This window comes from Burkholderia sp. Ac-20365, assembly GCF_017104715.1.
Taxonomy (GTDB): Bacteria; Pseudomonadota; Gammaproteobacteria; order Burkholderiales; family Burkholderiaceae; genus Paraburkholderia.
Genome location: NZ_JAAGPI010000044.1, coordinates 53805 through 65366 on the forward strand (window position 1 = coordinate 53805; position 11562 = coordinate 65366).

Annotated in this window: 9 protein-coding genes and 1 pseudogene; 4 read left to right on the top strand and 6 right to left on the bottom strand. The window is 62.0% G+C overall.

Annotation, left to right across the window (positions count from 1 at the left end):
- Nucleotides 1-8: 8 nt before the first annotated feature.
- Entirely contained in the window at nt 9-3263 is a 3255-nt protein-coding gene (locus tag G3O01_RS39255; protein WP_346779257.1) for a DEAD/DEAH box helicase, read from the bottom strand.
- On the opposite strand from G3O01_RS39255, the gene G3O01_RS45805 reads away from it, so the two are divergent.
- Nucleotides 3147-3431, top strand: coding sequence for a hypothetical protein (locus G3O01_RS45805; RefSeq protein WP_346779258.1), 285 nt, complete (start codon nt 3147-3149; stop codon nt 3429-3431). The genes G3O01_RS39255 and G3O01_RS45805 overlap by 117 nt on opposite strands.
- A gap of 5 nt (nt 3432-3436) precedes the next feature.
- On the opposite strand, the gene G3O01_RS39260 is transcribed toward G3O01_RS45805, so the two are convergent.
- From G3O01_RS39260 to G3O01_RS39275, 4 genes are all read right to left on the bottom strand, one after another.
- Nucleotides 3437-4684 carry a multifunctional CCA addition/repair protein gene (locus G3O01_RS39260; RefSeq protein ID WP_205812844.1) on the bottom strand — a complete coding sequence of 416 codons (1248 nt, stop codon included), beginning with the start codon at nt 4682-4684 and terminating at the stop codon, nt 3437-3439.
- Nucleotides 4681-5328, bottom strand: a complete 648-nt coding sequence (locus tag G3O01_RS39265; protein WP_205812846.1) for a glutathione S-transferase family protein — start codon at nt 5326-5328, stop codon at nt 4681-4683. The genes G3O01_RS39260 and G3O01_RS39265 overlap by 4 nt, the downstream gene beginning before the upstream one ends.
- Before the next feature lie 32 nt (nt 5329-5360).
- Nucleotides 5361-6317, bottom strand: a complete 957-nt coding sequence (locus tag G3O01_RS39270) for a complex I NDUFA9 subunit family protein (RefSeq protein ID WP_205812848.1) — start codon at nt 6315-6317, stop codon at nt 5361-5363.
- A gap of 102 nt (nt 6318-6419) precedes the next feature.
- Nucleotides 6420-8393 carry a lytic transglycosylase domain-containing protein gene (locus tag G3O01_RS39275; RefSeq protein WP_205812849.1) on the bottom strand — a complete coding sequence of 658 codons (1974 nt, stop codon included), beginning with the start codon at nt 8391-8393 and terminating at the stop codon, nt 6420-6422.
- A gap of 31 nt (nt 8394-8424) precedes the next feature.
- Here G3O01_RS39275 and G3O01_RS39280 point away from each other — a divergent pair, with 31 nt between their 5' ends.
- Nucleotides 8425-9024: a 5-formyltetrahydrofolate cyclo-ligase gene (locus G3O01_RS39280; RefSeq protein WP_205812861.1), complete on the top strand. Its 600-nt coding sequence runs from the start codon at nt 8425-8427 to the stop codon at nt 9022-9024.
- A gap of 803 nt (nt 9025-9827) precedes the next feature.
- Here the strand turns inward: G3O01_RS39280 and G3O01_RS39285 are convergent.
- The gene (locus G3O01_RS39285) at nt 9828-10340 is read right to left on the bottom strand and encodes a winged helix DNA-binding protein (protein WP_205812851.1); all 513 of its coding nucleotides are present in this window, start codon (nt 10338-10340) and stop codon (nt 9828-9830) included.
- A gap of 190 nt (nt 10341-10530) precedes the next feature.
- Between G3O01_RS39285 and pxpB the strand changes: the two genes are divergently transcribed.
- Nucleotides 10531-11184: a 5-oxoprolinase subunit PxpB gene (gene pxpB, locus G3O01_RS39290; RefSeq protein ID WP_205812857.1), complete on the top strand. Its 654-nt coding sequence runs from the start codon at nt 10531-10533 to the stop codon at nt 11182-11184.
- Nucleotides 11181-11562: pseudogene (locus tag G3O01_RS39295) on the top strand (allophanate hydrolase); the annotation flags it as partial. The gene pxpB and the pseudogene G3O01_RS39295, both read left to right, overlap by 4 nt.

Sequence of the window (11562 nt, forward strand, 5' to 3'; positions counted from 1 at the left end):
CTACAGCGTTACGTCTCGCGCGCAGCGGTTCTCGTCTTCGCGCGCTTCCTGGACGGCGGTTCGTTCGCTGGCACAAGCGGAATCGGTTCAAATAGCGCCGCAAGGTCCGCTTCGGAAAATTTGACGGTCTTTTGCGCATTGTCCGAGAGAATCGCGTCGGCCAATGCCGCCTTCCGTCCTTGCATCGCAACGATTTTCTCTTCCACGCTGCCTGCGGTGATCAGCTTGTAGACGAACACCGGTCGCTTCTGTCCAATACGGTGTGCGCGATCAGTAGCCTGGTTTTCTGCGGCGGGATTCCACCACGGATCGTAGTGAATCACCGTATCGGCTGCTGTCAGATTCAGGCCAACGCCGCCCGCCTTCAGGCTGATCAGGAACAGTGGAACCTCACCCTTTGTGAAGCGCTTGACGGGCGCGACCCGGTCGGTCGTGTCGCCCGTGAGCATCACGTAGGGAATTTGCGCATTGTCGAGCGCAGCGGCGATCAGATCCAGCATGCCGGTGAACTGGGAGAACAGCAGGATGCGGCGGCCTTCCTCGATCAGTTCGGGCAGCATCTCTAGCAGAAGCTCCAGTTTCGCCGATTGCTCGACGCGGGTCCCTCGTGCGCTCTTCACAAGTCGCGGATCGCAACACACCTGGCGAAGTTTGAGCAGCGCCTCCAGCACGACGATGTGACTGCGTGCGAGACCCTTTTCTGCGACGGCTGCGCGAACCTTTTCCTGCATCGCCGACCGAACGGTTTCATATAGATCGCGCTGCGCACCCTCAAGCTCAAGCGTTCGCACGATGGTCGTCTTCGGCGGCAACTCCGTTGCCACTTCGTCCTTGCGCCGACGCAGCATGAACGGTCGGATACGCCGCGCGAGCAACTCACGGCGCGCGGTGTCCCCGTTCTTTTCGATCGGCGTGCGCCAGCGGCGCGTGAAGTCTTGTCGCGTGCCGAGAAAGCCGGGCAACATGAAATCGAATTGCGCCCACAACTCACCGAGGTGATTCTCGAGCGGCGTGCCCGTCAGACACAGGCGGTGCCTCGCCTGCAATTCCCGGATCGTGGCGGCGGCCTTGGTGGCGGCGTTCTTCACGTACTGCGCCTCGTCCAGGATCAGCAGGTGATAGCTATGCTGCGCCAGCGCAGCCTGATCGCGCCACAGCAGCGCATAGGTGGTGAGGATCAGATCGTGGTTGCCGATTTCGTCGAACCGCTCATGACGCTGCGGGCCATGCAGATCGAGCACGCGCAAGTCCGGTGCGAAACGATTCGCTTCCTCGCACCAGTTGTGCATCAGCGTGGTCGGAATAACGATCAACGCCGGACGGTCGAGCCGGCCCGCTTCCTTTTCAGCGAGGATGTGAGCCAGCGTCTGGACGGTCTTGCCGAGACCCATGTCGTCGGCGAGCACGCCCGCGAGGTTTTCTTCACGCAGGAACTGCATCCAGCTGAGACCCTGGCGCTGATAGGCGCGTAGTTCCGCGCGTAGTCCCCGCGGGACGGGTGAGTCGTTCACGCCGGGCCCGGCGATCAGCCGTTTGGCCAGCTCACGCACAGAAGCCTCGCCATGAAACTGCCAGCGCCCGCTTTTGTCGAGTGCGTCGAACCTGGCTGCATCCAGTTTCGAAAGGCGCAGCTTGCGCTCCGTCACGAAATCGAACAGGTCGACCAACACACGCATAACCGGCTTCAGGCGCTCCGCGCGTATATGCAGCCGTTCGTTGAGATCGGTTACGAGTTCGACAGTTTCGTTATCGGCAATGCGATCGCGACTGTCTGTGATCCAACGCGGATCACGCCGGAACAGGGCCACCAGCAGCGGTTCGAGCCGGACGGTCCGGCCATTGACGGTAACGCCCATTTCGACGTCGAACCAACCATCACCGGTAGCGCGGATTTCGCCGTCGATGGCATCGATCTCGATGAAATTCAAACGACACGCCTCGCTCATCGACACCTGCCAGCCACGCTCGCGCAGCGAGGGCACAGCACGGGTGATGAAGTCTCCCCACTCGCCGGGATTTGACGGCGCCAGCATGTGCTCAGGAAAGCGACTCGCGCCAGACACACGCTTCGTCGAGACCTTCTTGAGACCTGCCTTGCCCAGTTCCTTCAGGCAGTGCTCCTCAAGGTCCGTCCGACGTGCGATCTGCACCACATCACCCTTCGAATCGCGAACGAGCGTAATGTCGCTGTGCGCATCGACGCGCTCGCCCTCATAGTCGAATGCGACGGTCGCAAAGTCGAACATGTCGTTGGGGGCTCGCCCCCATGTCGGCAGCGAGTCGAGCTTCAGCACGGGAACGGGCGCCGTCTCGATGACGCGCAAGTCGGTCTGGTCATGCACGGGCGGCGATGGCAAGCCCGGCGCGATCTCTTCCAGCATCTTGCCGACGAACACGGCTTCGTCGGCCGTGATGGACGGCATCGACAGATACTCGTTGAGCTGGTCGACCCGCCACGGTATGTCGACAATTCCTGCTTCGCCGGTCTGTGCATCCAGATACCAGCAGGGTTGAGTTGTCGTGATGAGAATTGTCGCGGGCGGTTCGGTCTGGAGCACGGGGCGCATGCTCGTGTCCGCCTGCGTGCGCCACTCGATGCGACCAGGACGCGAGCGGCCGGCGTTCACGGAGCAAGGCAGATTCTGGCGTCTGGTTGCCGTTGTCCGCGAGACATAGGCGCGACCCGTCGCGATGAGCTTTTCCACGATCTCGCCTCCCGTCGAGCCCTCCAGACTGAAGTTGCTCAGGTAAGTTCGCGAGCGGCCCAGCCACAACCCGCGCAAGATCGGCAGATCATCCCCAGTTACGAACTTCGGCGGTTGCACGAGCGCCTTCTCAATGTTGTACCAAGGATCGTCAAGTGCGCGGATCGAGCCGTCGACACCCGTGCGCGCCTTAAATATGCTTACTTCAGGCTTTCCCATGAACGATTCGCTGATCACATATGCCAGCACCTGCGACGCTTTCGTGGATGCGGGCTTCGTGCCCTTGTCGGGCACGGCTGACGCGTGTTTTGTCCGAAACTCATTGAGCCAGCGGATCACTTCCGGACGCACTCCGCGAGCCACCGCCTCCGGTTGAAGCGGCATTGCCGCGATCAGCAATGCAGCGACGTGCTTGCATCTGTTTCCGACCGGACAAGTGCATTGGCCATCGATCCGCACGCTCTTGCCGGAATTGTTGAAGTACACCCGCACGTGGTACGGCGCGATGCGAGTACCTTGCACGACACCAGTGAGGAAGTTATCCGAAGGCCAGCTCACATCGGAGACAAGCTTCGTATAGCTTCCGGCCTTGGCTATCGTGAAGGCATCCAGCCATTTATCGATTTGCTTGCGTGTGTAAAAGACAGACATCAGTCGACGGGAATCCGGTTGCTGTTAGTGCGGGTGGTGGCGAAGTCGGAAGCGTTCAAAAAACGCCGAACCTGATCTGATCAGTCTGTCGCCGCCTCTCCCAACGCCTTCGCGACCGCAGTCACGCGCTCGCGATGCACGGCATCCTTGATCTTCGCAGGATCGTTTTCGTAAGCCTTCGCGACAGCGCCTGCATCGACAGCGCGCGCCGCAACCAGCGCGACCCGCAAACGCTCCGCCTGCGGATACGCCCTCGCTTCGAAACCCAGCCGCCCACGCGCATCCGCTTCGCACGCCTGTAACGCTTCGGCGAAACGCGCGGGTTTGCGCAGCGCGTCGCAGCGCTCGAACAGCCGCACGATCCCCGCCGCCTTCGTCTCCGTCACGCGATGGATATTGCCGTGCTCGCGCGCGACCAGCACTGCAAGATCGCGGCATTCGTTCGGCACGCGCAGCCGCTCGCACAAAGGCTTGAGCAGATCGACGCTGCGTCCTTCATGACCGATGTGACGCGGCAACACGTCTTCGGGCGTGGTCGCCTTGCCGAGATCGTGCGTGAGCGCAGCGAAGCGCACCGCGAGCGCGTAGTTCTGCGCAGCGGCATGATCGACGACCATCATCACGTGGATGCCCGTGTCCACTTCCGGGTGATAGTCGGCGCGTTGCGGCACGCCGTACAGCGCGTCGATCTCAGGCAGGATGCGCGCGAGCGCGCCGCATTCCCGCAGCACGTCGAACATCCGCGACGGCTTCTTTTCCATCAGCCCGCGCGATACTTCCTGCCACACGCGTTCGGGCACCAGCGCATCGACTTCGCCCGCCGCGACCATCTTGCGCATCAGTTCCAGCGTTTCCGGCGCGACGCTGAAGCCGGTGAAGCGCGCCGAAAATCGCGCGACACGCAGAATGCGCACCGGGTCTTCGAGAAACGCGTCACTCACATGCCGGAACACGCGGTGCTTCAGATCGTCCTGACCATCGAACGGATCGATCACCGGGCCGATCAGATCGCCGTCGGGCGTGACTTCGCGCGCCATCGCATTGACGGTGAGATCGCGCCGTGCGAGGTCTTCCTCGAGCGTCACATCCGGCGCGTAGAAGAACTGGAAGCCGTGATAGCCCGCCGACGTCTTTCGCTCGGTTCGCGCGAGCGCGTATTCCTCGTGCGTATCGGGATGCAGGAAAACCGGGAAGTCCTTGCCGACCGGGCGAAAGCCCTTCGCGACCATCTGCTCGGGCGTCGCGCCGACCACCACGTAATCGCGGTCCTGCACGGGCATGCCGAGCAACTCGTCGCGGATCGCGCCGCCTACCGCGTAGATATTCATGCGCAGGTGTCTTGATAGGGGATGCGATGCGGCTCTTGCAGCGCGTCGTCGATCCACGCCTTGACGGCAGGTTGCGCCGTCACGCGGCGCGCGTACGCGGCCGCTGCTTCCGACAGCTTCGGCTGCCACGTGTTGAAGCGCATCACGACAGGCGCGTACATCGCGTCGGCAATCGTGAACTCACCAAACAGGAACGGTCCGCCATACGTTTCGAGGCATTCGTTCCAGATAGCATCGATACGCGCGATATCGGCGAGTGCTTCGGGCGTTGCGTTCTTGCCCGGAAACGACGCGCGAATGTTCATCCACATGTTGTTGCGCAGATTGCCGAAGCCCGAATGCATCTCGGCGCTGACGCTGCGCGCGTGGCCGCGCGCGACGGCGTCACGCGGCCACATCGCATGCTGCGGATAGCGTTCGGCGAGCGTCTCGCAGATGGCGAGCGAATCCCACACGGTGACGCCGTCGTCGGCGATCAGGCACGGCACCTTGCCCGACGGCGAATGCGCGAGAATCTGCGCTTTCGTCTCCGCCTCATTCAGCCAGACCATCACTTCTTCAAATGTGATGCCGAAGTGTTTGAGCACGAGCCACGGCCGCATCGACCACGACGAATAGTTCTTGTCACCGATAACGAGTTTCATGCTTCGCCAGTTAGCTTATTGAACGACAGAGTTTAACGGCCCGCGCTCGCGCGGAAAGCGTTGAAGCGCGAACGGAACGACGAGCCCGTCAGATATACGGGCGCGATCGTTTCGATGCTGGCCGGTTCGATGTCGAGCTCGGGCGCGAGCGGCGCGCTCAACACCGCATCGATTTTCATCGAATCGAGATTGTCGCGCGAGATCACCGGCTGGCCCGGCGCCATCTCGAACGACAGCGCCTGGAGTCGCGCCAGCGAATCCGGCAGACGGATGATGCGCGCATGCTTGCCGATCACGTCGCCGCAATATTCGACGAGCGCCTCGAGCGTGTACACCGACGGCCCGCCGAGTTCATACGTGCGGCCCGTCGATGCATCGAGATCGAGCACGTTGACGATCGCCTTCGCGACATCGCCGACAAAGATCGGCTGAAAGCGCGCGTCGGGTTTCGCCAGCGGAATGACAGGGAACATGCGTTGCAGGAATGCGAACTTGTTGAGCAACTGGTCTTCCGGGCCAAACACGACGGACGGCCGGAATATCGTCGACGCGAGCATCGACGACGCGTGCACCGCGCGCTCGCCGTCGCCCTTTGAACGCAGATACATACTCGGCCCGCGCGGATCGGCGCCTATTGCGCTCATATGAATCAGCCGGTGTACACCTTTGCCTTCGCATGCGGAAACGATTTTCGTCGGCAGTTCGACGTGGGCTTTGGCGAACTCCGGACCATACGGATCGCCGCGATGACCATGCAACACGCCGACGAGATTGATCACGGCATCCGCGCCTTCGACGAAACGCGCGAGCTGGATGGGATCGAACACATCCATTTCGACCACATCGATGGGAAGCAGCGTGAGATGCCGCGCGTTATAGCGGCGGCGAGTGGCGAGGCGCACCGTCTTGCCGAGTTCGACGAGCGCGTTGACGAGATGACTGCCGATAAAGCCGGAACCGCCGACGATCGCGATAGTTTGATGTCGCATTTTTCGACTCCCTGATGGAAGCCGCGGCAACGGCTGAGGTTCGAACGCCGCCGCCGGCGTGACGTAAAGTGACGTGTCACGCGGCGGCGGCCTGGCGCATCGTTACTGCAACGGCTGGATATACCCCAGACGCGCCTTCAGCGATTGCGGACGGCCTTCGAACAACGCTGCATAGTAGACCGTGTTGGACAGCACGTTCTTGACGTAGTCGCGCGTTTCCTGGAACGGAATGGCTTCCGCGAAAATCGCGCCTTCGACACCGCGCGGCAACTGCGAGCGCCAGTTGCGCGGACGGCCCGGACCTGCGTTGTAACCTGCCGTGGCGAGCACGGCGGACCCGTCGAACTCATTGTAGATCATCGACAGATAGTTCGTCCCGAGCAGGATATTGGTGTTGATGTCGTTCATCTGCGCACGGGAAATGGGCCCGAGGCCGATCTTCTTCGCGACCAGTTGCGCGGTTCCCGGCATCAGCTGCATCAGCCCGCTCGCGCCGACTTCCGAGCGCGCGTTCATGATGAAGCGCGACTCCTGACGGATCAGACCATACGCCCATTCCACATCGAGTCCGTTCGATTGCGCATCGCGCTCGACGATATCGCGGAACGGCGACAGGAAGCGCAGCGAGAAATCGTGCTCGGTCTTCGTGCGATCGGCAGTATTGACCGCGCGGTCATACAGCTCGATACGGCGTGCGTACTCGGCGGCGGCGATCAGCTGGCGGTCCGTCATGCTGCGCAGCGGCCAGTTCCATTCGCGGTTGCCTTCCAGACGCAGATTCAGCTGATAGAACTTCTGTGCAAGCGCGAAGCCCGGCGTGTTGCCGGCCTGCTCGACTTCGGCGTCCGTCACCGTAGTCTTCGGCGGCACGACGATCTTCTGGCCGAGTTCTTCCGCGGCAAGCTGGCCGTAGAAGTTGAACTGCTGCGAGATCGACTCGAACTCCTGGTTCGCCGTCGTCACGTCGCCCGCTGCCTTGAGCGCGCGCGCGTGCCAGTAGGTCCACGAAGGCTGGCTGCGCAGCGACGGCGGCATCTGTTCGATCGACCAGCGCACCATCGTCCAGTCGCCGGCGACGAGCGCGACGCGTGTGCGCCATTCGTACGCGGGCGTGGACAGCGGCGCGTTCGCCGACAGCCGGTACCAGTCGACGGCGCCCGGCATCTGCTTCGAAGCGGCCTGGTACGCAATCGTGCCCCAGCCGATCGCGCGTTCCGGCGACGTCAGCGACGGCGCGACGGAACCGAAGGTGGCAGCGGCCATGGCGGGATCGTTACGGGCCATGCGCGTGATGGCGAGCAGCGCGAGCTGATGCGACTGCGGATCGGCGCCAACACCGCGTGCGAGCAGCAACGGCGGTGTACTCGCGGCCTGATCGAACAGCGTCGGATCGGGACGGTTGTTGCCGAGCGCATCGACGAGTTTTACGCCCGTGCCGGTCTGGTTCTGTTCGTACGCGAGACGGATCTGCTGCCAGACGTCGTCGCTGCTGAACTGCTGGTTGATCGCGAGCGACGTGATCAGGTCGACGCAGCCGTCGCCGTAGTTGCGCGGATCGACGAGCAGTGCGCGTGCCGCGTCGACGACATTCTCACCTTTCGCCGCACGCGATTCGAGCGCGTAGCACTTGACCTGCGTATCGTCGTTCAGCACGAAGCGCGCGTATTGCTGGTCGAAGTTTTTCCAGTCGTGGCGCGCGCCGAGCACGACGAGATAGTCGTTGCGCATGCGGTCGGCGATGGCCTGGCCGTCGTAGCGTTGCAGGAACGACAGCACGGGCGCGTCGGGCGCGTCGATACGCGGATGACCCGAGCCGTCGAACAGCTGCGGCTTCAACTGGAAATATTCCAGATATGAGGGCGCGGGGTAATCGGGAATCGTCGCCGCGAGCTGCGCTGCGCGAGCTGCATCGTTATTGCGCGCTGCCTCGCGCAACTGGATGAAAGTCTGATCGTCGCTGGTGATCTGGGAAAGCTGGAGCGGCTTGACGGCGGAGGCCGTGCTGCACGCGACGAGCGCCGCCGCGGCGAGCGCCAGACTGGCCGCGCGATATACTCGGAAGAGGCGTTTGGACATCGTTATTTCTAGAGCGTTTCTGGAGCGCGAATTGAACTCAAGCATAGCACGCAACCCCGTCACGAAATCGAAAAAGGAGCTACGTGCAACACTGCTGGAAGCACGTCTGCATGCGGCTCTCGACGGTGCGGGCAAGGATGCTCTGGGCCGTCGTGTGCTCGATGCGTTAACGGTTTATTCGCCCGTAAGTGTAGGGTTGTATTGGCCTTTGTCAGGTGAGTTCGATCTGCGTTCCGTTGTGGTTGCCTGGCTTGACGGCGATGCTGCTCGGCGCGCTGCTTTGCCTGTTATTACCGCGCGTGATCGGCCGCTCGAGTTTCATGTCTGGACGCCGGATATGGCCATGCGGGTTGGTGCTCATCGGATTCATGAGCCGACTTCTGGTGAGGTCATTTTGCCGGATCTGCTTTTTGTGCCGTGCGTTGGGTTTGATGTTGACCGGTATCGGCTTGGGTACGGTGGCGGGTACTACGACCGCACTCTCGCTGCGTTTCGCTCCGCGGGGAAGGTGCCGGTTACCGTCGGCATCGCGTATGAAGTGTGTCGTACAGATTCCCTTGAGCGGGAAGCGCACGATATTCCGCTTGATGTTGTTGTTACTGATGTGGGTTGGTATCGGGGTGCTGTGTAGTTTTGTTTTTGTTTTGGTTTTGGTTTTGGCTTTGTCTTGCGACGCTGGGGTGGTTTGCTTGTCGTTTCGCCGGCATCCGCGTGGTGTTTTGCCTGGTTCACGCGTTGCCCCTGTGCGGGGCGGCACCTACTTTTCTTTGCCGCGGCAAAGAAAAGTAGGCAAAAGAAAGCCGCTGAACACCGCCAATTCTTGTTTCCGCCTGAGGGCCCCCAACGGGTCCTCTCCTTCATGCGACGTCGTTCTTCTCGACGCCCGCTGCCAACGCTTCGAATTCGCTCATCACCCGCTCCACACTCCCGCGTCGCCACACGCGCGATCAGATTGCCCACGTTCTATAGCGGCAAACTGTGTGTCGGCTGTCGCGGCGTACGCGCATCACTCCGGACTGAAAACCACCGGCTCGGCTCGAAAGCACGATCGGTGTCGTAAGTACGCTGAGGCGTGGAGTACTACGACCTACACACAGTTTGCCACCTGGGCGGCCGTAACCATTCGCTGCCGCTGGCTGTGTTACGGGTGATCGAAGTGGGTGAGGCGCCTGTTCGAGGCGTTGGCAACGGGCAGTAACCGGGAAGTTGCCGTGTGAAGGAGAGGACCCGTTGGGGGCCCTCAGGCGGTGGTCAGGAACGGGCGGTGTTAGCCCGCTTTCTTTGCTTACTTTCTTTGCGGCGGCAAAGAAAGTAAGTGCCGCCCCGCACAGGGGCGACGCGTGAAGGGGTACATCACATCGCGGATGCCAGCGAAACCACAAGCAAACCACCCCAGCGTCGCAAGACAAAACAAAAACAAAACCAAAACCAAACCTACAACGAAGCCGCCGCCCGCGCAGCGGTGTCATAAATCCCGGAAGCATTCCGCATGAGTTGCGCGGCATCGCCAATCTGCTGATTAGTGAGCCCACTCTCCTTGAGCGTCGCGATAAGACAATTCTCCCTCACCTCCCGATACTTCAGACACAAATCCCGCCCCGCCTGCGTAGCGGAAAAGAACACCTCCTTGCCGGTCTTTTCGCTTTTTACATACCCTCTAGCTACGAGCTTCTTCAGCGCATACGTCGCCACGTGCGTGTCCTCGATATTCAGCACGAAGCAGATATCCGCAATCTTCTTGCGACGCTCCCGGTGGCTCACGTGGTGCAGCAGCGACACCTCGATCGCCGTCATGTCCTTGTCGCCCGCCGCCGCCATGCAACGCACCATCCATCGGTTGAACGCGTTGCTCGCCATGATCAGCCCGTACTCGAGTTCGGATAACTCCGCACTAAATTCAGAGACGAGATGTTCCGATGAAACGATTTTGGTCGGATGACGCGCCATGGTGATTTTTTTAAGAGAAGCGTGGTGGTTGTCCGAAGTGTACGACGTCCACTGACCACCGGCGAGCCTGGGGACATCGCTTATTGATAAATTGTCGATATTTTATTGAGAATGTACGCTAGCTCATCGCGAGAGGTTCACGGCCATCGTCAGACGAATCCGCCGCCTCTCTACTTATTTCAGGACTTTGATGACTGAACCCCGCATCTTTCCGTTCGGCGATACCGCGCTGGTCTGCGAAGCGCCGCCGCCTGCCACGCTGGATTGCCAGCGCCGCGTGTGGGCGGCCGCTCAGGCCGCGCGCGACTGGCCGCACGTGCTCGAAGTGGTGCCCGGCATGAACAACCTGACCTTGATCTTCGATCCGCTCGAAGCCGATCCGGACGCGCTGGCGGCAATGCTGAAAGCCGCGTGGGACAAGGCCAGCGCCGCGCCCACCGCCGGTCGCGAAGTGGAAATCCCCGTGCAGTATGGCGGCGAATTCGGCCCCGATCTGAAGGCAGTGGCCGATCACACGGGCCTCTCCGTCAAGGAAGTCGTCGAGCGGCATGCGGGCGGTGAGTACATTGTGTTCTTCCTCGGTTTCCAGCCCGGCTTCGCCTACATGGGCGGGCTCGCCGAGGCGCTGCACACGCCCCGCCGCGCCGAGCCGCGCCTTGAAGTGCCAGCCGGCTCGGTCGGCATTGGCGGCGAACAGACGGGCATCTATCCGGCAACGTCGCCGGGCGGCTGGCAGCTGATCGGCCGCACCGCCCAGAAACTCTTCGACCCGTCGCGCAATCCGCCGACGCTTCTGCAACCGGGCGATCGCGTCCGCTTCACCATCGCGGGGCTGCACGCATGATCGACGTGATACGCGCGGGTCTGTTGACCACGATCCAGGACCTCGGCCGGCATGGCTTCCGGCATCTCGGCGTCGCGATGGGCGGCGCACTCGACCGTCTCTCGCTCGAAGTCGGCAACCGGCTGGTTGGCAACCGTCCCGATGCCGCCGGCCTAGAAATCACCTTTGGCCCAACCGTGCTGCGCTTTCTGCGCCCGACGCGCGTCGCCATCACGGGCACCGAATTCGGCGCGACGCTCGACGGCAAACCCGTCTATTCGTGGTGGAGCCTGCCGGTGCAGGCCGGCCAGGAACTGACGCTGAATGCGGCGAAGCGCGGCATGCGCGGCTACGTGTGCATCGCGGGCGGCGTCGACGTGCTGCCGATGCTCGGCTCCC

Excerpts from the sequence above, each read along its gene's own strand:
- G3O01_RS39285 (WP_205812851.1), bottom strand. The coding sequence starts at position 10,340 with ATGGCGCGTCATCCGACCAAAATCGTTTCATCGGAACATCTCGTCTCT.
- G3O01_RS39275 (WP_205812849.1), bottom strand. The coding sequence starts at position 8,393 with ATGTCCAAACGCCTCTTCCGAGTATATCGCGCGGCCAGTCTGGCGCTC.
- G3O01_RS39270 (WP_205812848.1), bottom strand. The coding sequence starts at position 6,317 with ATGCGACATCAAACTATCGCGATCGTCGGCGGTTCCGGCTTTATCGGC.
- G3O01_RS39265 (WP_205812846.1), bottom strand. The coding sequence starts at position 5,328 with ATGAAACTCGTTATCGGTGACAAGAACTATTCGTCGTGGTCGATGCGG.
- pxpB (WP_205812857.1), top strand. The coding sequence starts at position 10,531 with ATGACTGAACCCCGCATCTTTCCGTTCGGCGATACCGCGCTGGTCTGC.
- G3O01_RS39260 (WP_205812844.1), bottom strand. The coding sequence starts at position 4,684 with ATGAATATCTACGCGGTAGGCGGCGCGATCCGCGACGAGTTGCTCGGC.